This window comes from Bacteroides sp. 14(A), assembly GCF_000526555.1.
Taxonomy (GTDB): Bacteria; Bacteroidota; Bacteroidia; order Bacteroidales; family Bacteroidaceae; genus Bacteroides; species Bacteroides cellulosilyticus.
Map to the genome: position 1 here is coordinate 1237906 of NZ_JAGH01000002.1, position 25769 is coordinate 1263674.

General features: G+C 44.9%; 13 protein-coding genes and 1 pseudogene. 9 read left to right on the top strand and 5 right to left on the bottom strand.

What is annotated here, in order from left to right:
* Positions 1-5: 5 nt before the first annotated feature.
* On the bottom strand, positions 6-1466 hold the full coding sequence (locus K429_RS0112130; RefSeq protein WP_026367089.1) for a hypothetical protein: 1461 nt from the start codon (positions 1464-1466) through the stop codon (positions 6-8).
* A complete protein-coding gene (locus K429_RS0112135; RefSeq protein WP_026367090.1) occupies positions 1438-3054 on the bottom strand; it encodes an AAA family ATPase in 1617 nt (538 codons plus the stop codon). Before K429_RS0112135 ends, K429_RS0112130 begins: the two co-directional genes overlap by 29 nt.
* Positions 3055-3296: 242 nt before the next feature.
* Here K429_RS0112135 and K429_RS0112140 point away from each other — a divergent pair, with 242 nt between their 5' ends.
* From K429_RS0112140 to K429_RS30900, 9 genes and pseudogenes are all read left to right on the top strand, one after another.
* A complete protein-coding gene (locus K429_RS0112140) occupies positions 3297-5360 on the top strand; it encodes an acetate--CoA ligase family protein (protein WP_007219240.1) in 2064 nt (687 codons plus the stop codon).
* Positions 5357-9529, top strand: coding sequence for a two-component regulator propeller domain-containing protein (locus K429_RS0112145; RefSeq protein WP_026367091.1), 4173 nt, complete (start codon positions 5357-5359; stop codon positions 9527-9529). Before K429_RS0112140 ends, K429_RS0112145 begins: the two co-directional genes overlap by 4 nt.
* A gap of 105 nt (positions 9530-9634) precedes the next feature.
* Positions 9635-11791 carry an alpha-N-acetylglucosaminidase gene (locus K429_RS0112150; RefSeq protein ID WP_044096810.1) on the top strand — a complete coding sequence of 719 codons (2157 nt, stop codon included), beginning with the start codon at positions 9635-9637 and terminating at the stop codon, positions 11789-11791.
* Positions 11792-11838: 47 nt separating this feature from the next.
* Positions 11839-12945 carry an acyltransferase family protein gene (locus K429_RS0112155; RefSeq protein WP_026367093.1) on the top strand — a complete coding sequence of 369 codons (1107 nt, stop codon included), beginning with the start codon at positions 11839-11841 and terminating at the stop codon, positions 12943-12945.
* A 5-nt stretch (positions 12946-12950) separates the two neighbouring features.
* Positions 12951-15278: a GH92 family glycosyl hydrolase gene (locus K429_RS0112160; RefSeq protein WP_026367094.1), complete on the top strand. Its 2328-nt coding sequence runs from the start codon at positions 12951-12953 to the stop codon at positions 15276-15278.
* A gap of 157 nt (positions 15279-15435) precedes the next feature.
* Positions 15436-16845: a glycoside hydrolase family 28 protein gene (locus K429_RS0112165; RefSeq protein ID WP_026367095.1), complete on the top strand. Its 1410-nt coding sequence runs from the start codon at positions 15436-15438 to the stop codon at positions 16843-16845.
* A gap of 55 nt (positions 16846-16900) precedes the next feature.
* Positions 16901-18142: a histidine-type phosphatase gene (locus tag K429_RS0112170; RefSeq protein ID WP_026367096.1), complete on the top strand. Its 1242-nt coding sequence runs from the start codon at positions 16901-16903 to the stop codon at positions 18140-18142.
* Between the two features lie 206 nt (positions 18143-18348).
* On the top strand, positions 18349-19443 hold the full coding sequence (locus K429_RS0112175; RefSeq protein ID WP_026367097.1) for a hypothetical protein: 1095 nt from the start codon (positions 18349-18351) through the stop codon (positions 19441-19443).
* Positions 19444-20867: 1424 nt separating this feature from the next.
* Positions 20868-21083 (top strand): annotated as a pseudogene (locus tag K429_RS30900) (helix-turn-helix transcriptional regulator); the annotation flags it as partial.
* A gap of 110 nt (positions 21084-21193) precedes the next feature.
* Here the strand turns inward: K429_RS30900 and K429_RS0112190 are convergent.
* From K429_RS0112190 to K429_RS0112200, 3 genes are all read right to left on the bottom strand, one after another.
* The gene (locus K429_RS0112190; RefSeq protein WP_026367099.1) at positions 21194-21754 is read right to left on the bottom strand and encodes a hypothetical protein; all 561 of its coding nucleotides are present in this window, start codon (positions 21752-21754) and stop codon (positions 21194-21196) included.
* Positions 21751-24024 (bottom strand): GH92 family glycosyl hydrolase, encoded by a 2274-nt coding sequence (locus tag K429_RS0112195; RefSeq protein WP_026367100.1) that lies wholly within the window; start codon positions 24022-24024, stop codon positions 21751-21753. The genes K429_RS0112190 and K429_RS0112195 overlap by 4 nt, the downstream gene beginning before the upstream one ends.
* A gap of 113 nt (positions 24025-24137) precedes the next feature.
* Positions 24138-25763, bottom strand: coding sequence for a RagB/SusD family nutrient uptake outer membrane protein (locus tag K429_RS0112200; RefSeq protein WP_007211741.1), 1626 nt, complete (start codon positions 25761-25763; stop codon positions 24138-24140).
* Positions 25764-25769 lie beyond the last annotated feature (6 nt).

Genomic DNA, 25769 nt, shown 5'->3' on the forward strand with positions numbered 1-25769 from the left:
TGGCTTTAATATTTGCGATCTACATGATACTCTATCCTGTAGATGTGATCGAAATGCTCTGTCCATTCATTCGGAGCAATGCCAATCTGTAGACCATAGAAGAGAGTACCCTTTTCCCGGTGTACGCTCATTTGTTTTAATAGCTCAGGTTTGCATTTGGGGATGCGGTAATCGCTGATAAGTAAGACATCAGCATTCATATAGCGGTTCTCGTCGAGCATTCTGAAAGTGTCTTTCAGCATTTGGGTGGCATCCGTATCACCGGTGAAGGGGTGGCTGAAGAATTCCATCAGTTTCAGCCGGTCGCGGCGTATGTCAATGGTTTTGGTGGATACGGAGAATGTGATGAGGAAACATTCCCTGTTTTGAAGTTCAGCTATTTCAATCAGTTTTATCAGCAAGGAATTGGCCATTCGCTCCGGTTTCCCCGTCATGCTGCCCGAAGTGTCGAGGCATACGATCATAGGCCCTTTCAGAACTGCCGGTTTTGCTTCCAGACGTCTGGAAGGCTGCATGATTTCCGATTTATAACGGAAGGTCTGTAGCTTCTGCGTGAAGTATTTCAGTATGAAGACATCTTGCAGTTCGCTGTCTGCATAATATAGCAATTCCGAAGGAAGCAGGGCGTTCAGGTCGTTACCGATGGTGACACCCAGAATATCGCTCTTTTGGGAATGAGCCAGTTTGTAGACACTGCCTTCCGTTACATATACCTGTTTGCTGCCTTCATCGTCGGCTATTCTTCCCATACGGTTGGCTACCTTCAGCAGTTCGGGGTATTCCTTTTGCAGTTTTACAATCTTCCGGATATTCTCAAAATCGATGGTATTCCACAATCCGTTCATCATGCTCCATGCCTGATAGAATTCCTCCTTGTCCACTTGGTGCTCTTCCAGGTATTCCGGTATCTTGTTCAGGCTGGTTTTCAGTTTCTTTTCCAGAAAGTCTTTCTTGGCATCCAGATTTTTCTCTTTCTGTTCCTGCTGCTTCTGCTGAAAAGAATCTTCCCAGTCTTTCAGCATCTTCTCCCAAACGGTGGAATCATGTTGCTTGTCTTTGTCCCCGAACATATGTTCGTAGAATGGTTCATCGAAGGCATTCTCTTTATAGTCATCTTTGATTTTTCTCAGTAGAGCCTGCCATCCATCCCGTTTCTCTTTAATCCAATTCAGGGCACTTTCCATTTCTCCAAGTTCGGATTGCGCTCTTTGCATCTGAAATTTCTCTTGTTCCAGAAACTGCCAGACAAATTGCGTGGTGATATCGTAGAATATGCGTGCACGGACCTCATCGCCTAGCACCAGAACCCTGATGGACGGATCGTTCATGATGGCCAGCAGATAGAGAAGCAGGGGATCTTCCGTTTCACCGTATAGCGTCTTGGCACATTCTCCCGTTTGTACGAACTTCTCGACTACTTTTACATAGAACTGGATATCATACTTCCTTTTGCTCAGCCCTGCCATATTGCTGCAAGTTGAATTGTAACTTTTCCTCTTCGATTTCTACGTTCCGCAGTTTTTTCAGCACTTCGTCCGAGTAATGGGTGATTAACTCTTTGTCAGCGGGGCTGACGAACAGATTGTTCGTGCATAAGGAGTTGGTAAGGGTGAGAAGATGCTGAAAGAGCCGGTTCAGTTCATCCCGGTAATTGCGGGAGGTGATCTGGGGCAGTTTGTCGAACAGGTTTTGGGAAGTTTGTTCGGACTGGTGAGATGCTTTAGTCATTTTTTCTCCTTTCTTCCTTTGCGTCATTGGATATCGCACACCATCTATTAACAGGTATTCTGTTCCCTCTCTGTACAGGTTCACCCGTTGTTGAACTGCGCCTGAGGGTGCTCCACCCGGATAACAACGGATAATTGAGCGTCCCGGATTCAACGGATCGGGATAGATGACGGCTTGTCTCGGAGCATTCTCTCTCTTCTGCTCTTTCAGTGCCAGATAGTCTACGGCGAAGATATAGGTATGACCTGTGCCATGTTCTGCTACATGATAGTAGAAGTAATCCGTAATTTCAAGGTCATTCTTGGGCGAGCAATTGTTTTTAAAATCTTCCAGCGCCTGGCGCACCCGGCTGATTCGTATATCACTCTTAATCGCTTCGGTGATTTCTTCCATTTTTTCAAGGCAGGAAGTGAACAGTTCACGGAGAACTAATTGATGAATGGGCTCGCACTCGTCTATCTCGTTCCATAGGCAATGGTATAGAGGCGGCAAATCTGCCGAATTCACGGCTGTGCGTCCGTTGATGAAGGCTGAGGCTTTCAATAGTTGCACGATGTTCTTCCAGCGTCGGTCACTTATGTATACGTTTCGAACTGTGTCTTCATCATCCAGCGGAAGACGTTTCAATTGATGGCGGATATTCGTAATATAATGTAGTATTTCGGTGGATAGTGAAACCTGGTTTATCTTTCTGCGCCAGTCTGCATATTCTTCTTCACTGATTTGCAGATCTGTGGGTATGTTTATTTCTTTATCATTATCATCGAGCAGCATGTTGTAGAAGGTCGCTTCATCTTTCACACAGGTGCAGATGATGCGTAACAGAAATCGGTCCCACAATGCTTCGAGTCCTTCGCCGTGCGCGGGCAACTCGTTACTGGCGGCAATCAGAAGTTTAAGCGGTAGTTTGATTTCTCTGTCTCCGTTCCGGTAAATTTTCTCATTGATGGCGGTGAGTAATGAATTCTGTATGGCAGGCCCTGCTTTCCATATCTCATCCAGGAATACTACACTTGCCGTAGGGAGATATCCTTCAATGGCACGTTCGTATTTATCGAATTCCTTGAGCCGGTTGATACTGATAGGGCCGAATATCTCGTCGGGAGTAGAAAAACGTGACATCAGATATTCGAAAGCCTTTGCTCCCTTGAAGGCAGCCTTCAGTCGGCGTGCCACCATGGATTTGGCAACCCCCGGAGGCCCCAGCAAAAGAACACTTTCGCCTGCCAGTGCAGCCAATAATGATAAGCCTAATTCCGTATCCTTCTCATAAACCCCTTGGTTGATGGCGGTTAATAGTTGTTGTATTCTGTTTCTGATGTCCATAATTCTGTTTCGTTATGTCCCCATTTTTAGAATGAGGCTTCAAATATATGAAATCTTTATACGGAATACTGACAATTATTTTGAATTGTTGCAATATCTCTTATTCTGCCATCCAAAAAGACTGCTTACTTGAAACCCCCTTTCCCGATTACACTTCTATTTTTCTTTTCTTTTCCGATTGCAGGATTGCATAAAAGACGTATATTTGTCACATTGTATCCTGAACTTAAAGTGAACAGACTATGATAACAAACCAATTGCTTCGTCCTGCCAGTATTGTAGTGGTGGGAGCATCCAATAATGTGCACAAGCCGGGAGGCGCTATCCTGCGTAACCTTATTAATGGTGGTTATACCGGTGAACTTCGTGCCGTGAATCCGAAAGAGACAGAAGTACAAGGTGTAACAGCTTATGCTGATGTGAAGGACATTCCCGATACGGAACTTGCGATACTCGCTATTCCCGCACAGATGTGTCCTGATGCCGTGGAAGTGCTTGCAGCTGAGAAGCAGGTACGGGCGTTTATTATTCTCTCCGCCGGATTCGGTGAAGAGACACATGAGGGCGCTCTGCTGGAAGACCGTATTCTGGAAACGGTAAATAAGTACGGTGCCTCCCTGATAGGGCCGAACTGCATCGGACTGATGAATACCTGGCATCATAGTGTGTTCAGTCAACCCATTCCGCAATTGCATCCTCAAGGAGTCGATTTGATATCCAGCTCCGGTGCGACTGCTGTTTTCATTTTGGAAAGTGCCGTAACAAAAGGTTTGCAGTTTAATTCTGTCTGGTCTGTGGGGAATGCCAAGCAGATAGGTGTGGAAGATGTGCTGCAATATATGGACGAGAATTTCCAGGCAGATAAAGATTCTAAAATAAAACTGCTCTATATTGAAAGTATCGGTGACCCGGACCGTCTGTTGTTCCATGCATCCTCTCTGATAAAGAAAGGCTGTAAGATTGCTGCCATCAAGGCAGGTAGCAGTGAAAGTGGTAGTCGTGCGGCATCTTCGCATACAGGTGCCATTGCCAGTTCGGACTCGGCAGTGGAAGCTTTGTTCCGTAAGGCAGGTATTGTACGTTGTTATTCGCGCGAGGAACTGACGACGGTAGGTTGTATTTTCACTCTACCGGAACTAAAAGGAAAGAATTTTGCCATCATTACCCATGCCGGAGGTCCGGGCGTTATGCTGACTGATGCGCTGAGTAAAGGCGGACTGAATGTGCCCAAGCTGGAAGGCCCGGTTGTGGACGAATTGAAAAGTAAACTCTTCCCCGGTGCAGCTGTAGGAAATCCGATTGATATCCTGGCTACGGGAACTCCCGACCATTTGCGTCTTTGCCTGGAATATTGTGAAGAGAAATTTGATAATATTGATGCTGTTCTGGCTATCTTCGGGACACCGGGACTGGTTACCATGTTCGAGATGTATGACGTGTTGCATGAGAAGATGCAGACATGCAGTAAACCGATCTTTCCCATTCTTCCCTCCATCAATACTGCCGGAGCGGAAGTTGCCGCTTTCCTTGCTAAAGGGCATGTGAACTTTGCTGACGAAGTGACATTGGGTACCGCATTGTCTCGCATTATGAATGCTTCCCGGCCTGCCGCCAATGAGATCGAACTCTTTGGTGTGGATGTGCCGCGTATTCGTCGTATTATAGACTCTATCCCCGAAGATGGATATATTCAGCCCCATTATGTACAGGCATTGCTGCATGCTGCCGGCATCCCCATAGTTGAGGAATTTGTGTCGGCCAATAAAGACGAGGTGCTGGCTTTTGTTCGTCGCACAGGTTTCCCTGTAGTGGCAAAGGTGGTGGGACCTGTTCATAAATCCGACGTAGGCGGTGTGGTGCTTAATATCAAGGGAGAAGAGCATCTGGCGTTTGAATTTGAACGTATGATGCAGATTCCCGAAGTGACAGGTATCCTGATACAACCGATGCTGACGGGTACGGAACTTTTCGTAGGCGCCAAGTATGAAGAGAAATTCGGGCATGTAGTGCTGTGTGGTTTGGGTGGTATCTTTGTGGAAGTGCTTAAGGACGTTTCTTCCGGTCTGGCACCGCTTTCGTATGAAGAGGCTTACTCCATGATTCATTCCCTTCGTGCTTACAAAATTATCAAGGGAACACGCGGACAAAAGGGGGTGAATGAAGATAAATTCGCCGAGATTATCGTACGCCTTTCTACTTTGTTGCGTTTTGCAACGGAGATCAAGGAAATGGATATCAACCCACTACTGGCAACGGAAAAATATGTGATTGCAGTAGACGCGCGTATCCGAATCGAAAAGAAATGAAACAACGTATTTTCCTTTTTCTCATCTGTCTGATACATGTTTTGGCGCTTTTTCCGAAAAGTGCGGATCGCTTTTTCAGCCAGTACAACTTTAAGTTTATCACTGAAAATGCAGGGCTGCCTTATAGCTTTGTAAGTGATATCTTTAAAGATTCCGGAGGGTACGTCTGGGTTGCCACACATTATGGTATAGGCAGATATGATGGTTATCAGTTCTTGAATTATGGTACACAAACGGAACCGATACGCTTAAAGAATGACTTTGTCCATAAGATTTGTGAAGATAACTTCCGGCGATTGTGGATTGCATCCGAAGGTGGGATAGATATCCTCGACCTGGATACTTATGCTTTGGTAAAACTCCCTGTTCCACCGGATAGTCCGCTGCAAAAGTTATTGAATGAAAACGTTAGTACCATTTATAAAGACAGACAGGGAGATTTATGGATTTCCGGCAATAAAGAACTGTGGTGTATTGATTTGGACGATCAGGGAGATATAAAGACCTGGTATCGTCTGAAGAGCGAATGCGAATCTCCCGTACATGCCATTCTTGATATAGGCTGGACAGTTTGTGCAGGTATTGACAACCAGGTATATCGTGTTGAGAAGCAACCGGATCATCTCTTAAAGGCAGATATCTTGTCCGATAGTTTGGTTTCTTTCAGTGAAGATTGGCGGATTTCCTGTATGCAGGCGGATGGGGATGCTTTGTGGATTGGCTCTAACCGTGGTCTATTCAGATATAATCATGCCGAACGAAGCCTGAAGAGGTATCGTTATTCCACTCATCGTCCCGGAATGTTGAGCCAAGCCTATATAACGGATATCAAACAGACGGAACGGGGGCACCTGATCGTATCTACCCTGAATGGACTGAATGTGTATAACAAAGATACGGATACTTTTTCATTCATCCGTCAGACCAGTGACCGGGGTGGAGTAACCATTAACTGTAATGCCATCAACTGCCTGTTCACCGATGGAGAGACCATCTGGCTGGGTACTGAAACCGGAGGCATTAACCTGCTTTCCCCGAAGCGTTTGCAAACAGAATTATGGACATGCGGCACTTCTGTCACAGAAACAGATACTCCTACACCTGTTAATGCTGTAGGTGAAGATAAAGACGGCAATCTTTGGATTGGATTAGTAGAACGTGGACTGATGAAATGGAATCAGGAGGAAAAGACTTGTGCCCATCATCTTTTTTCTCCTAACGATATTACTTCCATCAGTAATAACACTATTACCGGACTGCTGATTGACTCCGATAATCGTTTGTGGGCATATACCTGGGGTGTGGGCATTAACGAACTGAACCTGAATATTCCCAATAACCGTACCTTTAAGCGCTATACCCGTGAGAATATTCCCGAATTGGAAGGTGACTTTATTAATAGTGCCTGTGAAGATGTGATCAATCACGGAATATGGTTCGGCTCTACACGTGGAGTGCATTTCTACGATAAGCGGAAAGATACTTTCATCCGTGTATTATTCGATCAGTCGGATAATGAGTTCGAAGCGGTTCACGCCCTGTTGATTGATAGAAATAAACGTTTGTGGGTGGGAACCACGCAAGGTGTCTTCATTGTAGACCTTGCTTCTTTTGCTAAGTCGAACAAGCGCTTTGATTATAAATATCTTCGGTATAAACTGGATAATCCACAGTCAACACAACTGGAAAAGATTAATAGCATTTTGGAAGACAAGAATGGTACTATCTGGCTGGGTGGCAATGGAAGCGGACTGTATCAGTTGACGAGTGACAAGAATAATCATTTTGTCTTTAAAAACTATACCACACGTCACGGGTTGCCTAATAATACAATTATCGGTATGGCTGAAGATGGGAAGGGAAACTTGTGGTTGACTACGAATGATGGAGTGTCCCGTCTGAATATCCAGTCGATGACATTCAGTAACTACACGCAGGCTGATGGCCTGCCTGCTATTCAGTTCTACTGGAATGGCATCCATTATTCGTCAAAGCACGACTTTATCTATATGGCTACTATAGACGGACTGGTCATTATTCATTCTGATAATGAAACTTCGCCGTCTGCGGATTCGCATGTGAAACTCTCTTCACTGGCGATTGGAGGAAATATTATCTATCCTTCCAGTGGTGATTATCTGCAAAAGGATATCACCCTTGCCTCCGGTATTTTCCTGCATGAAAGGGAGAATCGTTTCTCCGTAGGATTTACCACACAGAATTATGGAAACAGCAGCCGTATTCGTTTTGCCTATCGTCTGGAGGGATACGAGGAAGAGTGGAATGAAACTCAACCGGGTGATTGTATGGCAAGATATGCAGCTGTCCCGCCGGGGAACTACACCCTGCAAGTGCGTGCGACGGATGAGTTGGGGCGTTGGTCGGATGAAATAACTGACATAGAAGTGGGGATTACTCCTTATTTTTATAAATCCATTGGATTCTATCTGCTTCTTGTCGTAGTTATTTGCCTTGCTATTTATTTATTCTATAAGCGGAAGATGCGGAGTTATCGTGAACAGAAAGCGCGATTGGAAAAAGAAGTGGAACTGCGCACGCAGGAACTGGCTGTCCAGAACAAACAGTTGGAAACCATGGCTCAACACGTAAAAGAGATTACGGAAGAGAAGATTGCTTTCTTTACGAACATTACTCATGAATTCCGTACTCCGGTTACACTGATTCATGGCCCCATTGAACATGCTTTAAAGGAGACGCAGGATGAGGCTGTAAAGGCACAGTTGCAGATAGCCGAGCGAAATTCACGGTATTTGCTTTCTCTAGTCAATGAACTGATGGACTTCCGGAAACTGGACATAGACAAGGTGGTGCTGGATAAGCGTTCCTCGAATTTTATCGAGTTTTTGTCTGAGTTGCTGATACCTTTCAGAGTCTTTGCCAAGGAAAGGCATATCGACATATGTACTTATTTCCGTTTGGAGAATCCCTTTCTGATGATCGATACAGGATATATGCGCAAGGTGTTGGTGAATCTGGTTTCGAATGCTATTAAGTTTACACCGGATAGCGGTCGTATTGACATATTTGTGGCATCTGTTAAAGGAAAGAACGGGGAGAAACTATTCTATATGAATGTATGCGATACGGGACATGGCCTTGTGGTAGAAGATCTGGAAAAGATTTTCGACCGCTTTTACCAGTCTAAGAAGAGTACCAAATATCCGGTTTACGGGCAGAGCGGTACAGGCATCGGTCTTTTCCTGTGCAAGCGGATTGTATATTTGCATGGCGGAGAAATCTTTGCCCGCAATAATCACAGGCAGGGGGCTTCATTCCGTATGTTGATGCCGCTGATTCCCGGAGAACGGGTAGAGACGAATGGGGAGTGGGTACAGCCTGATAGTGTATATCTACCGGATACTTTGCAACCGGAGGATACCCAGAAGAAAGAGACTATCCTGATTGTGGAAGATAATAAAGATATGCGTTCGTATATCCGCACACTGCTTGTGGGGGATTATCGTTTGTTTGAGGCAGGTGACGGGCAGGAGGCCCTTGAAATCGTTCAGAAACATACCGTCGACTTAATAGTCAGTGATTTGATGATGCCTGTGATGGATGGTATGGAGTTGTCCCGCCGTATCAAGGAGAATCTGGCGACTTCGCACATTCCTTTCCTAATGCTTACGGCGCTTCGCTCGGACGTACAAGAGAAAAGAAGCTTTGAAATAGGTGTGGACGAGTATCTTTGCAAACCTTTTGATGAAGAAGTGCTCCGGCTTCGTATCCGTAATATACTGAGTCTGCGAAGGAAATATAAGAAGATGTTCTCATCCAGCAGTAATGTGGAAGAGCTGCATGTAAAGGAAGAATCGCGAGACAAGACATTCATTACGAATGCGGTCAACCTGATGAAGGAACACTATGCCGATGCGGAATATAACCTGGAACGCTTTGTACGCGACATGGGCTACAGCAAGACATTGGTCAACAAGAAAATGCAGGACCTGACGGGACAGCCCATCGGACAGTTTATGAAGAACTACCGTCTGAACGTGGCGCAACGGATGATACAGGAAGGATCGGGAGATGTGAATGTTTCCGAAATAGCCTATGCTGTAGGATTCAACGATCCTAAATATTTTACGAAGTGTTTCAAAGAGTTCTTCGGATATTTGCCGAGCTCGAAGTTGGGGAAGAAGGGGTAAGAAGGTGTGTCATTCTTTACTATATTCGTCCCAAACTTTTCTATTTTCTCCTTACATAAAAAAATAAACGCTTACTTTTGCACATCACTCAGAAGAATGAATACCATGAAAACCAAATTCTGTTTACTCATTTTGTTAATAGTAGGCTTATCCGTTCAGTTATCAGCCAACCCTATAAACGGTTTGCTCGAAAGAATTGATAAGGGAGCATCGAAGAAATTTGTTATCGAATTCAAGAAAGGTGCGGATGATTTTTTCGAACTGGACCAGAAAGGAACTAAAGTCGTAGTCCGGGGTAATAACTATGTGAATATAGCGACAGGTATCAACTGGTATCTGAAATATTATGCCGGTATCCAACTGTCATGGAATGGTATGCAGGCGAAATTGCCGCAGGTACTTCCTCCTGTCCCCCGAAAAGAGCGTCACGAAACATCTCTCTCACTCCGTTACGATTTCAACTATTGTACCTATTCCTACACCATGGCCTTTTGGGATTGGGAACGCTGGGAGAAAGAAATAGACTGGATGGCTCTACATGGTATCAATCTCCCTTTGGCAGCCGTAGGCCAGGAATGTATCTGGTTCAATATGCTTCAAAAACTGGGATATTCTAAAGATGAAATTAACCGATTCATTGCCGGCCCTGCTTTTCTTGCCTGGTGGGCAATGAATAATCTGGAAGGATGGGGCGGACCTAATCCGGATTCCTGGTATGTACAGCAGGAAACTTTGCAGAAGAAAATTTTGAAGCGTATGCGCGAATATGGCATTAAACCTGTATTTCCGGGATATTCAGGTATGGTTCCCCACGATGCTGATGAGAAGTTGGGACTGAACCTGACCAAGTCTGATTTATGGAACGGCTTTACCCGTCCTGCTTTCCTGCAACCTACCGATGTCCGCTTTGCCGAGATTGCCGATTTATATTATCAGGAACAGGAGAAGCTTTTCGGCAAGGTCGATTATTATTCTATGGACCCTTTTCATGAAGCTGAGAATGCCGCTTCAGTAGATTTCGATGCGGCCGGGAAAGCTATTATGGCGGCTATGAAAAAAGTGAATCCGAAAGCCACCTGGGTAGTGCAGGGCTGGACAGAGAATCCTCGTCCCGAGATGATAAAGAATATGCAGAATGGAGATCTGCTGATACTGGACCTGTTCAGTGAATGTCGTCCTATGTGGGGAATCCCTTCCATCTGGAAGCGTGACAAGGGGTATGAACAGCACAATTGGCTGTTCTGTATGTTGCTCAATTTCGGTGGCAATGTGGGACTTCACGGTCGTATGGACCAGTTACTCGATAATTTCTACCTGACTAAGAATAATCCGTTAGCTGTTCACCTGAAAGGAATAGGTCTGACCATGGAAGGTGCAGAGAATAACCCCATGATGTTTGAACTGATGTGCGAACTTCCCTGGCGACCGGAGAAATTCACGAAAGAAGAATGGCTGAAAGATTATCTCTTTGCCCGTTATGGTGTAAGAGACGAGAAGATAGAAAAAGCATGGACTTTGCTTGCCAATACCATTTATAACTGTCCTTTCGGAAATAACCAACAAGGTCCTCATGAGTCTATTTTCTGCGGACGTCCTTCGCTGAATAACTTCCAGGCATCGAGCTGGTCGAAGATGAAGAACTATTATGATCCTACCGTTACGGAAGAAGCAGCACGGCTGATGGTGGAAGTAGCCGATAAATATCGTGGTAATAATAACTTTGAATATGACTTGGTAGACATCGTACGACAGTCTCTTTCCGATAAAGGACGTATTGTTTATAACCGGACCATTGCTGACTTCAAAAGCTTTGATAAACGCAGTTTTGCCCGTGACTCCCGGAAATTCCTGGATATATTGCTGTTGCAGGATAAATTGCTGGGTACACGTAGTGAATTCCGTGTAGGCCGTTGGATAGAGCAGGCACGCAATTTGGGGACTACTCCCGAAGAAAAAGACCTGTACGAGTGGAATGCCCGCGTGCAGATAACCACTTGGGGCAATCGTGTTTGCGCTGATGACGGTGGTCTGCGTGACTATGCACATAAGGAATGGAACGGTATTCTGCGCGATTTCTATTATAAACGTTGGGCAGCCTATTGGCAAACTCTTCAGGATCAACTGGATGGTAAACCCGAAGTTAAGCTGGATTATTATGCGATGGAAGAACCCTGGACATTGGCAAAGAATCCGTATAGTTCGGTTCCTGAAGGAAGCTGTGTGGATGTGGCGAAAGAAGTGTTTGAGAAGGCAATGAGATAGTATAACTGAGATACAACCAACTGTGCATATTGATATTTAGAAAGTATATGGAAAACTCTCACCCCCCAATTTCCACTTCCCCACAGAAGAAGCGACTTTTGTCTCTTGATGTGCTGCGCGGAATTACTGTCGTCGGTATGATCCTCGTCAATAATTCCGGTGGGAAGTTATCTTATGATTCTTTGCAACATTCTGCATGGAATGGGCTGACTCTTTGTGATCTGGTCTTTCCGTTCTTTTTGTTCATCATGGGAGTTTCCACTTATATTGCTTTGAGCAAGTTCCATTTTCAAGCATCTGGTTCAGTGGTCCGTAAGGTACTGAAACGTACTCTTGTTATTTTATGCATCGGCTGGGCTATTCACTGGTTTCACTTTATTTGTGATGGAGATTTCTTTCCTTTTGCCCATCTTCGGCTTACGGGAGTGCTGCCGCGTATAGCCTTGTGCTATTGTGTAGTTTCCTTTGTAGCCTTGTATGTCAATCATAAATATATCGGCTGGATCATTGGTTGCCTTATTGCCGGATATGCCGTATTGCTTTGTATAGGCAACGGATATGCACCGGATGATACAAACCTTCTGGCTATCATAGACCGGAATGTATTAGGTGCAGACCACCTTTATCATAAAAGCCCGATAGATCCGGAAGGACTTACCAGTACCCTTTCTGCTATCGCTCATACATTGATCGGCTTCTGTTGTGGGAAAATCATTCTGGCTAAGGAAGCTTTGGAACAGAAAACACTGAAATTGTTTGTTGCAGGTTTTATTCTGATGGCATGCGGTTTTGTGCTGACAGAAGCCCTACCGTTGAATAAGCGTATCTGGTCGCCTACATTTGTGTTAGTAACATGTGGATTGGCAGCCATGCTTCAGTCTGTGCTGATTTATTTCATTGATATGAAGGAAAAGAAGAACTGGTGTCGTTTCTTTGAAATATTCGGCGTTAACCCTTTGTTTCTCTACGTACTCAGCGAGGTAGCGGCTATTGTCATTGGCGCCACCGGAAGTAAGCCGGCGATTTACGAAGGGGTACATTTTCTGATAACTGATCCTTATCTGGCATCTGCCGTTTACGCCCTTGCCTTTACACTGCTGATGGGAGCGTGCGGCTATCCATTGTATAAAAAGAAAATCTATATAAAAATATAATAATGATGAGACGAACAATCTATACATGCTATTCTCTGTTACTGGCAACTGTGTTGCTGCCGGGTACTACTTCGTGTACCAGTCGTTGTGGGACTGTTGACGAGTCGCGATTATCCTATATCGATACTCGTGTAGGTACCGCCCCCAGTGCGACCCATACAGCGGGGTTGTTTGGCAGGGATACGGAAGAATACGGGCAAACCCTCCCGGCGGTACTCGAACCCAACGGAATGAACTTCTGGACTGCGCAGACGCGGGACACGGAGGAGAAATGCATAGCACCCTATTATTACGCAGATACTCTGCTGCAAGGCTTTCGTAACTCCCACTGGATTGTGGGCGGATGTACGCAGGACTACGGTTCTATGACGTTGATGCCGCTCTTCGGTAAATTGCGTTGCCAGCCGGAAGCACGTTCCACCCGTTTCTCCCATGAGAAAGAAACGGCAACACCGGCTTATTATACGGTTTCCCTGCCGGATGAGAATATCTATGCCGAAATGACGGGGCGTTCGCGTTCCGCAATTTTCCGTTTCACATACAGCAAAGCGGGAAAAGGTTATCTGGTGGTAAACCCTAACAGTGATGAAGGTCAGGGATATATCTGCATCGACACCCTTAACAATCAGATTTACGGATATAATCCTGTTCACCGCATTTATCAGGGTTGGGGAAAATCGGCAGGGTATAGCGGATATTTTATCATTCAGTTCCAAAAGAAGCTGACGGATTACGGTGTGTTCAGGGGAGATTCTTTGTCTCCCGGCGTCATTCAGATAGGAGATGCGGCGCAGATAGGTGCCTATGTGGAGTTTGATGTGACCGAAGGTGAAGAGGTATTGGTGAAAGCTGCCTCCTCTTTTACCGACCGGGATGGTGCTTTGAAGAACCTGAAAGCTGAAATTCCTCATTGGGACTTTGGACAGACTTGCACAGAGCTAAGACAGATGTGGGAGAAACATCTCTCTGCTATTGATGTAGAGACCGAACGACTTGCAGACAAGGAAATGTTTTACGGTGCTTTCTATCGTGCTTCTTTTCTGCCGCATACATTCAATGATATAGATGGCCGTTATCCCTCTTTTGCGAATGGCACTCCGATATGCCAACTTCCTGAAGGAGAAACGTATTATGAGGATTATAGTATGTGGGATACCTACCGTGCCCTGCACCCGATGATCAATCTGCTTTTTCCGACAAAGGGGGGAGATATGATGCAATCTTTGGTGCATAAATATGAACAAGGTGGTTGGTTGCCTATCTTTCCTTGTTGGAATAGCTATACTGCCGCTATGATAGGTGATCATTGTATCTCCGCCATCAGCGATGCATACTGTAAGGGGATTCGTAATTTCGATGTGGACAAGGCTTATGAAGGAATGCGTAAGAATGCCTTTGAAACTCCTTCTAACCTTGATGAATATAAAAATGGTATGGGGCGTCGAGCTCTGACCTCTTATCTGGAGTACGGATATATTCCTCTTGAAGACGGTGTACCTGATGCTTTTCATACAAAGGAACAGGTATCACGTACCTTGGAATATGCTTATGATGACTTTGCCCTTGCACAGATGGCAAAAGCTTTGGGTAAGACGGATGATTACCAGGTATTGATACGGCGTGCTGCCAATTATCGCAATGTGATAGATCCCCGTACGGGATATGCCCAGGGGCGCCATGCCGATGGTACTTTTCTGAATGATGCCAATGCTTTTAATTTTGCCCGTTTTATTACTGAAGGTGCCCCCTGTCACTATACCTGGTACGTGCCGCAAGATCCATACGGACTGATGGCAAGTATGGGAGGGAAAGATAAGTATGTAACCAAGTTGGATTCCATGTTCAGTGAACAACGTTACTGGCATGGAAACGAGCCTTGTCATCAGGTTGCTTATATGTTCAATTATGCAGGTGAACCCTGGAAGACTCAGCGTGCTGTCCGCCACGTTATGGAAACGGAATATCTGAATGAACCGGGTGGACTTTCCGGCAATGACGATGCCGGACAGATGTCGGCCTGGTACATGTTTGCCGCTATGGGATTCTATCCGGTGTGTCCCGGTACTCCGTATTATATACTTGCCAGCCCCTCATTCCCCAGCTTCACGCTGAATCTTGAGAGTGGAAAGAAGTTCACGGTGAAAGCCCGTAACGCATCGCAGAGGAATATCTATATTCAGTCGGCAACGCTGAACGGAAAACCTTATACGCGTAATTACATTACCCATCAGGATATAGTGAACGGTGGTGTGATGGAGTTTGTGATGGGGGATAAACCGAATAAAGAGTGGGGAGCAGCAGCGGAAGACTGTCCGCCGACGGTGATTGAGTGATGAGCTACATGCTACGAGCTACAAGTGCCTTCCGGTATGTTAGTGTAAAATAATAGTTGATAGCTTATAGGACTATATAGCGCAGCACTCGTAGCTTGTAGCTCGTAACTTGCAGCTCGTAGCCCGTAGCTTACTAATTTTAAGAAAGATAACTTATATGAGAGCAAAAGCATTTTTGTTTGTCCTGTGCAGCATCTTGCTGTTAGGGGCATGCGGCACTCCGAAGACCGGAGGGACTATTTATAACATTATGGAATACGGAGCCAAAGGTGATGGTGTCACCGATGACGCCGCGGCCATACAAGCTGCTATCGATCAGTGTTCCAAGTCGGGTGGCGGAACGGTACTGGTTCCGGCAGGGCGTACTTTCATGTGCAGCCCTTTCCATCTGGCCTCATTTGTGGAACTGCATCTGGAACCTAATTCCTGTCTGCTTGCCAATCCTGATGAGGCTGCCTATACACTGAGCGCTTTCCGTGATAATCGTGGTGAAGGCATGATGTGGATTCATGGTCAAGATCTGAAAGAGGTATCCATCACCGGAACAGGAGCCATAGATGGAAACGGTGTCTCCTTTATGGGTAAGGAACTGGAAGACTCTTATGAACTGAAACCGGTGACCGACTTTGATCCCCGTCCGCATGTACTGACGCTTATCAATATAGAGAAAACAGTGATCCGTGATGTGACAATCCGCAACAGTGCCTATTGGACGGTTCATCTCATCGGTTGCAACGATGTCTCCATCGATGGCATCTCTATCCTGAATAACTTGAAGATACGCAACGGTGACGGCATCGATGTAGACCATTCCAAGAATGTACGTATAGCCAATTGCCATATCGAATCGGGTGATGACTGCATCTGTCTGAAGAATCGTCGTGAGTTTGAAGAATACGGTTCGTGCGAAGACATAGTTGTAACCAACTGTACTATGGTTTCCCGTTCCTGTGCCATCAAGATAGGTTCGGAAAATATGGATAAGATTAATAATGTACTGTTCAATAACTGTATCATCAAGAACAGTAACCGTGGCATCGGTATTCAGAACCGGGATGAAGGAACGGTTACCAATGTGATTTTCTCTAATATGATTGTGGATTGCATGTTCTTCTCCGATGTCTGGTGGGGAAAGGCGGAACCTATTTACGTGACTTCCTATCCGCGTGCCGTAGGCAATCATAAAGATGCCGGCTGGCGTTTCCCGAAGGGAGCTACCGAAGGACGTTGCGGAGAGGTGAGCCGTATTTACTTCACAAATATCAAATGCACCAGCGAGAACGGCATCTTTGTAGGTGGGGATACACAAGACAAAGTGAATCATATCTACTTTGAAGACGTAGACCTGCTATTGCAAAAGCGTACGGCTTATGAGGGTGGTATCTATGATAAACGTCCGTGTGTGGGCGAAGGGTTTATCCATGATAAGACGTATGGTTTTTATATCGATACGGCATCTGATATTCTGATAGATGATTGCACCGTTACTTGGGGAGATATCCGTCCCGATCAGGCAGCAGAAGGCATTGGGCAGAGGGATGTTCGTAATCTGAAAATAAAGAAATAAAAGTGATAAGCTACAAGCTACTGATTCATATTAATAACTTAAATTCGTCACGAAGATGAGACAAAGCATAATTTTTATCTTGTATTTGCTGTGTACTTTCACAGCTCGTTCCCAGTCTGCATTAACTCCGGAGCAGACAGGAAGTATTTATTATGCTTATCCTGTTCCTTCATCCACCTATACTCCTGCTCCTGCTGGTTATGAGCCTTTCTACATCAGTCACTACGGTCGTCACGGTTCCCGCTGGATGACGGCGGATGAGCGTTATACGGAAGTTATCTGCGTCTTTGATTCCCTTTATCAATGTTCCGAACTGACCCCCCTTGGCGTGGATGTCCGCGAACGTCTGCATAAGGTTTGGGAAGATGCCCGCGGATGTAGTGGAAGTATCACCCCACTTGGCGAGCGCCAGCACCGTGAGATAGCCGAACGGATGTATCATAACTTTCCGCAAGTATTTCGGGGGGATGCTTTCATTGACGCCCGCTCATCCACTTCCCTGCGTTGTGCCATGAGTATGAGTTATTTCACCGAACGCCTGAAAGAACTGAATCCTGGCCTGCAAGTAAACCGTAGAGCTTACCATCGGTATATGGATTATATCGCCTATACATCCCCCGAAGGTGAGAAATTTGCTTCTGAGAAGGCTCCGTGGAGGCGTAGCTTCAGAGAGTTTGAAAAAAAGAACGTCCGTCCCGAACGTCTGATGGCCTCCCTGTTTGTGAAGCCTGAAGCGATAACGGATCAAGACGCCATGATGCGCAGCCTTTATTGGATTGCCGCTGATATGCAGAATGTTGAGTTGGATTTGTCTTTCTATGATATCTTTGAATATGAGGAATTAGTAGGAGTTTGGAAGACAGTGAATGCCCGCATGTATGTTTGCAATGCTGCTGCTCCGCTCAATGGCGGCCTGATGCCTCGTTGTGCCGTACCTTTGCTGCGTAATATCCTGGAAAGTGCGGATGCCGCCATAGAGAAAGGAACCCCTGCGGCCGATCTCCGTTTCGGGCATGATACTCATCTCATTCGTCTGCTTGCTTTGATGCAGATAGAAGGATGTAGTAATCAGGAGGTGGATATGGAGAAGTTTCATCTTGCCTGGCAAGATTACCGGGTTTCTCCTATGGGAGCTAATCTTCAACTGATTTTCTATCGCGATAAGAAGAATGATATACTGGTGAAATTTCTGTTGAACGAGTGTGAAGTGACACTGCCGCTGAAGAGCAAAATGGTTCCTTATTATTCATGGAAAGAGGTTGAAACTTTCCTGGCGGAGATAATAGGAAAAGAATAGCCGTAAAGTAAGAATATATAAAGGATTACCACCCAATCTCAGCGTTTATAGAGCAATCAACTCCTGTTTTGACTAAAAGTTGTATTTTTTATCCTAAAATAAATACAACTTGTGCAAAATATATATATCTTTGTATCAGAGAATATGCTTTTACTTTAAAGTAACAGGCAATAAAAGAATCGTTTAACATAAAAAACAGGAAGCGTATGAATAGAATTCTTAAGTTGGGACTTTTAAGTGTCATTGTAGGCGCCTTGTATTCTTGTAGTTCCGATAGTCTATACGATCCGGACAAAGCAGGAGATGTAAAGCTTGCTCAGTATGAAGCAGCTTTTGTAGGAAAGTATGGAGCAATTGCTTCTAATCAGAATTGGGGATTTGGAGGGGCAACAACACGTAGTTCCAATCCTAATAGCAATCAATGGAAGGACTTCGTGGAAGTTCCCTCAAGTGATGATCTTACTTCTGAGAAAATAAACAAAATTGTAGAGCTTTTCAAAGATCCTTCAAAGGCCACTGTTATAGAGAGTGTGAATTGGTCGGATTTCTTTGTTCAGCATGTCTACTATGGAAATAAGGACAATATGAATCAATTGGCTGTACATAAGGAGAAGAATGGGACTCCGGATGAAGTTTACAATTTCAATAAATCAGCCGGAAGTATCATGTTTATGTATGACAGCGGTACAAGTTCATTCAGCTATAAGGGCGAAGGAGGCACCAGATATGATGAACATATAATAATATTCTATGAAGGAGATTATTATGTTGGACTTGATTTTGAGTGCTATATGAATCAAAACACTCCACCGGATGGAGATTATAGCGATTGGATCGTACGAATTGTTCCGGCTAAATATATAAAAGCCCAAAGAATCATGGCGGAAGATCTTACAATATCTGGTGGAGATTTCGATTTCAATGATGTTGTATTTGATGCCGTAACCGTGAATGGTGCAACTGTGGTGACCTTACAGGCAGCCGGTGGTACAATGCCTTTGTATATTGAAGACAATGAAGTACACGAACTGTTTGGCGTTTCTCAATCCACAATGGTGAATACTTATGACAAGCAGGCAAAAGCTCCGGTAATATTCCGACTAAAGAACAGATATAACGATATAAAAGATATACCCGTTCGCGTGAATGATGTGATATTGCCGGCAGAAGTGGGGAAAGCTCCAGGGAAACTGTGCTGCCCGACTACCTGTGAGTGGACTGATGAACGGCAGAACATTGAAATCAAGTATCCGAATTTCCAGGCAGCAGTGGAAAACGGCAATATCAATTGGTGGGAGTAATCAGTAATTCTGCTACTCTTCTTGTGATAGAATAGGAAACGAAATCTAAAGAATATATTTCCCATTCAACCCGGATTCTGATCCGGTTGAATGGGAAATTTGTTTTGATGATAGAGATTCATCAATGGGTCTTTGTTTGTCATCAGTTTTTAGATTTGTGTCAACATCAAATGGCTGAATTCCGTCAAACGGATATACTGGCAAACTATAATTACAGGATTTTTAGTTTCAGTCTTTCAGCCGGTTCTTCTAGTATCTATATATGGGTGCCATTGGATCTATAGATGCGGCACGTTGGATCTATAGATGCGACACGTCCGATCTATAGATCCAACAGGTCCGATATATAGGTGGGTCACGCCTATTGTTGATGAACGACTTAAGAGTTTCGCAAGTGTGCAACGAACGGACTTAATAGAATAATAATAATGATGCTAATATTCTCATTATGCAAGCATAAAGATATTATTATGTGCATTCCGCTAACATGTGCTTGATGCAAACAGACTCTTCTGGCTCAATGAATCCTCATTTTCCTTGAAACAGACCATCTGTTTGCCTCGAACTAACCATGTAATTGAGCATAACTAACCATGTAATAAGGTATAACTAATAATGTAATTGAGCACAACTAACTATGTAATTTGCAAAATGGCTACACCTTTTGCCCAAAAGGGTGTAGTTATCCTGCAAAAAGGGTGACACCATCCGGAGGAAAGGGTGTAGCCTTCTCCAAAACCGGTTTATTCTGTTCTATCTGAACACGAGCCCCAACCATCCGGCAAGTTTCATTTTGCAGTAATACTGTTAATTATAAAGACTATTTAAAGCGGATCGGTAGATAAAAAGATCATAGTGATTCTTTTTCTTGCAGACAGTAATCATTGTACGTTTTTGCTAAACGTTCTCCTTGCGCTTTTCACTTCTTCCCCTCCGACAGTACTGAAAGAAAGCATTCTCGCACGTTAGAATTATCAATTTGTCAATTTGACATATTGACATATCGGTCGCATCACTGAGTGATTCCGGGATGGTTCAGCTCATTCAGCGGAGGTTTCAGCCGTAAAGCTTATAAATGAGGCGATTCGGGAATAGGCTGAAGAACTGAAAGATAAAAATGAAAATAAAAGTATGTCCTGACAAAGTAAGAAAGTAACTTTACTCAAGTTTCGCATGTAACCTTTCAGGCTACTTGCGAAACTCTTGAATAACTTTATAGTCCCGAGTTCATCCGTCCCAAGTTGTTTTTTAAGTGTTACCTAATAAAACCAGCATAATCTGTACCAAGTTATTTTTTAGTCATTACTAAGTTGGAGAATAATGGATGTAACAAGATAATATGCCGAAAGGGGCGTTGTTTCATCTGCATTGTCTGACTAGAGGAGAGGAAGAACAGGTGTTTCATATAGAGAATGGAGTGCAGGTGTTTGTCAGAAGACTTGGTTTCTTATCAATTGAATATTCGGGAGTTGAAATTGTGCTATTTAGTTCGTGCCCGATTGGGCAATAAAACAATTTCGATCCTTTTTAATATAACTCCCCGATCTGTGTTGAAGGCTAAACAACGTATTAAGATTAAATTGGCTTTATCTGCTACAGATAGTCTGGATATTTATATACAGAACCTTTCACGTAGCTGACTGGATGGAGTGGATGACGAATTCTGAAAGCTTGTTGATAGAAGGTGGCATCTTTTGTAACGAAAGATGCCACCTTCTATATGAGGGGATTATGTGATAAATAAAGTCTTTTATAGGGAAGGTAATTTAGGAGTACTTATTTCCCAGTTAATCCCTAACGGGTTGTTGCGCATTCTCCATACTAACGAAAGTTTTGGATTATCCAGTATCCACATTTCGCATCCTTCCACAGCATCTTTTACATGAATGAGTGGATAACCCAAAGCTCTCTCATTGCTATCCAGAACGGAGTATGTTGTCTGATTGTATACAAGTGTATTCTGTTCCTTCAGCTGTTTATAGGCGGAGCGGGAAAGGAAGTAAACCGTTTCCTCCGGAGAGAGCTGTACGTGCTTACCGTCTTCCGGTTGCAGGAAACTGAGCTGTACGGCCTGCTCTGTGGACTTAGGTCCCATGGTATAACTTCCCGATTGCCATTTCAGGTTGCGTTCTATTCCCCAATACAGACAGATTGAATCCTGCTTTTCGCGGAAAGACATTTCGTACTTCCGTGTCTGTCCGTGCAGTTTGAATACAAATAGCAGCGTATCGGGTACAATGCTCTGTGCCAACAGGCTTCCGGTGAAGCCCAGGCACAATAAGACGGATAGAATTATGTGTTTCTTCATCATTTCTTGTTTTCTTCGTTCAACAATAATTGCTGCCCCCATTCACTTGGTTTCTTTCCCATCTTCAGGATTAGTTCACCACCGGCAATGATGTCTTTATGCCGTATAGCTGAGTAAGGGTAAGCTGCTCCGTTCAGTGTGACGGATTGTATGTATCTGTTCTTGTCCGAAAGCCCCTGGGTGGAAATCCGGAAAGTCCTTCCGTTATCCAGCCGGAAGATTGTTTCTTCCAATAAAGGAGTGTTGATAAGATAATAATCTTGTCCGGCATTGGGATATAATCCCATCATGTGGAAAGCAAGCCAGGACGACATGGCACCCGAGTCGTCATTTCCCGGTAGTCCGACAGGACCATCGTTGTAGTTCTTGGAGATGATTTCACGGATACGGTCGCTGCTCCGGTAGGGCTTTCCCAGCCAATGATAAAGACAGGGGGAGAGGAAAGACGGTTCATTGTTTACATTGAAGAAGCCCTTGTCGAAGAAAATATCCAGACGTGTTTCAAACTTCTCTGCACCGCCGCATCTCTCAATCAGTCCGGGAACATCGTGCGGAATACTCAGAGAATACTCCCACGAAGAAGCTTCATAGAAGAACATGTCCCACCAGGGAGTGTACCAGGGGCCTTCAAAGGTGACGGGGGTATAGGTAAAAGTCGGTTTTTGTATCTTGGATTTTCCGAAAGTGATTTCATCCAGCCAATTGCCCTTTTCATCACGGGGCAGGATAAAGCCTTTGGCACCGGCATGTTCATAATCGTCACGCCAGAGATTCTTCCAATTTCCGGATTGTTTCAGGTAGTGTTGGTAAAGATCCTCTTTTCCCAGACCTTTGGCAACTAGGGCGATGGCATAGTCACAATAAGAATATTCTACGGTGCGGTTTCCGGCGCGGGGGATGCCGTAGGGGATATAGCCGAGTTCCAGATAGGGGATCAGTCCGCCACGCCCTTCCGCTTCATGGCGGTCGCCGGGGCAGACGGTTGCATCTTTCAGCATGGCTTGCAGACCGAGTTCGTAGTCTATTCCTTCCAGACCTTTTACGAAAGCATCGGCTATTACGATTTCAGCATTCGAACCGCCTTGGGTACGACCATTGCTGTTACCGCTACGGGCGTCGGGCATGTAGCCGTCTCGTTTGTAGATGTTGATAAGTGAACGGACGATGTCTGTTTCACGTTTCGGGTCTATCAGGGTGATGAGTGGAGTAGAAGTGCGGTAAGTGTCCCAGATGGCGTAGAAGTCATCGTAATAAGGTTCGTCATCTGCCCAGAGAGGATTTTCTCCACTGCGGTCTACAGGCATAATCATGGTATGATAGAGGCCGGTGTAGAACATACGTTTCTGTGCTTCGGGGGTGCGGGGAGAGATTTCAATTCTTTGGAGTAAATCTTCCCATTGGGCCAGTAACTGTTTGTGTACAGTTTCGAATGACCAGTGAGGAATGTCAGTATGGGCATTCTGACGTGCTTTCAGTGAGCTGAGGAAAGAGATACCTACTTTCAGTTGTATAACGTCTTCAGAAGAGTTGAAGCGCAACAGGGCTCCGGTCTTTTGATGTGAGTCGTATTGGAACTTCTCATCTGTGATCTTATCGCTTTTCCAGGTAGCTGTATTTACGAAAGGCTTGTCGGTTTCTGCGTAAAAGTAGACTGTATAGGCACGGCCATTGTTCCATCCGCCGCGAATACGGGTGTAGCCGATGACTTCATGGTCGGAGACGATTTGTATTTCGGAACCTACGAATTGCTGAGCTTCGCGGGCATCGGGTACGGGGCTTTCACCTAAGAAGAATCCGGCATCGATGGCCAGTGATTTCAGGGAGTCTTTGGGGTAGGTGAACCGATAGAACGATGCTTTGGGAGCGGTGGTAATTTCTGTTTGTATGCCGGAAGACTGGAATTGGGTGGAGTAATATCCTAATTTTATTGTTTCGTCCTTGCGATGGTCGATGTGATTGATGCGGTCCATTCCGTTGCAGAAAGGCATTACAAGGATGTTTCCGTATTTGGGGCCGCCACCTGTTCCGCTAACGTGTACTTGGGAGAAGCCGTCCACCTGTTCGGGCATGGGCAACCAGCCGCTGTTGGGACGTGGGGTACAGTCCGGTGAGGGTTTCACCATTCCGTAGGGGCAGGAAGGACCGATGAAGACACGGCCCAGTCCCTCGGAACCGATACGCGGATCGACGTAATTGGTAAGTCCGGTATCTTGTGCAAAAGTATTTGTTGAGAATAACAATAGGAAGGATAGTGTGATTAGTTTGGTTTTCATTGGTAGAAGTTTTTGTTTGAATGAAAAAGCCAGGCACTGCAACTGACTAATTTGGGTGTATCAGTTGCAATGCGGGGCTTTAGGTTTTAGAAACTCTAAAAGAAAACAATTACTTAATATCCGTTATTTTGTTTCCAATTGGTGTTGACATTCAAAATGTCACGACTTAACGGTAACAAGCGGTTGGTCAAAGCATTGGCATTCGGGTTCAAATACTTGAAGCCCCATTCGCGTTCGAAGTCACCGAAACGAATCAGGTCGTTGCGACGCCAGTGTTCATCCAGGAATTCACGTCCACGTTCATCGAGGATATCCTGCAATGATGGGGTGGAAGATATCGTGGGAGCATTTACATACGAACGAATCTGATTAAACAAGCTTTGAGGGGTGTCTCCGTTGGTGGCGGATGCACCACGAACGATGGCTTCGCACTTCATCAATAAAATATCTGCATAGCGGAAGATAGGTATGTCGTTACTCTGGTTGCGGCTATGGGCATTCACTTCTTCTACGTTGGGGAAGAATTTGATGGATTTATACCCTTGAACCCATCCGGTTAGATTTTTACCTGTATTGAGGTCTCCATCTTGTGTAGCCAGTGTAATCTTTTTGGTGAAAACGACAGGAGTGCCCTGATAAGTGTTGCGTACATTCGTCTTTTCACCAGTTGTGGCGTCGTACTGATAAACATCAAATGTCTCTGCATTCGCATCACCGGCAATTACATCGTTGCGGCGGTCGCCCGGCAGACAGAATAATTCTGCATATTCTGGAGTTAGTGCCATGTTGCCACCTACGGAAGAAGCCAATGGAACAGAGTAAAAGCCGTTATCTTTCTGTCCTTGACGCCAAGTGCGGAAACGGGCGTACGTCATGCCTGTCTGGGTAATAGCATCGAATGGCATTGCATAGATGAAATCTTTGATATGTGGGCCGTTGTCATACATGAACTTCTTTTTGTAATCGTCGCTCAAATCAAACAAACCGGATTTAATTACATCATCACACGCTGCAACACAATCATTCAGCTTTTCATTGGTAGCGGTAGATGACCAACTGGCACTGGTGACATCTTGCGTATAGACATTCCAATTGATGTATAGCTTGGCAAGAAGAGCGTCTACCATCCAACGGGTGGGTGTGCCGTAGGTTTCGGAAGATACTTCCGTAGGGCAGTCATCGCGCACTTCCAGCAGTTCGGTCTCAATCCAACGGGCTACATCGGCACGTGGAGAACGGTCTACTATTCCATCTGCTCCCAGTAATCGATAGTCAATGATGGGGGTGTCACCCCAATTGTCCATCAGCAAAAAAGTATAGAAAGCACGCGCTGCACGTACAGGGGCGGAAACCGATACATTTTCGTCTCCCAAATCCATGAGAATTTGGTTACATTTAGTTATACCACCTTGAATTTCGCTATAAACGTTTAATTGGTTTTTGCAGGCATCCTGATCTACACTGTGAAGTGAGAAGTTTGCCATGTCGCGGTCATTTAAGTAGTCACCACCAAAGCTGACTGCTGTATATTCATCAGAGTTGCATGAGATACCTTCATCGTAGCGACGGCCAATGGCATCGCGGAAGGCGAAATAAGCATTACTGATTCTAGCTTCTATAGCAATTTCCGAATCAGTGGGATATTCCGTATAGACCGATTTGATGTCCACGTCCAGGTCAGTGCAACCGACGGTTGCAAGTGCCATCAGGGCACTGGAAATAATGTATCTTGTTTTCATATTTAT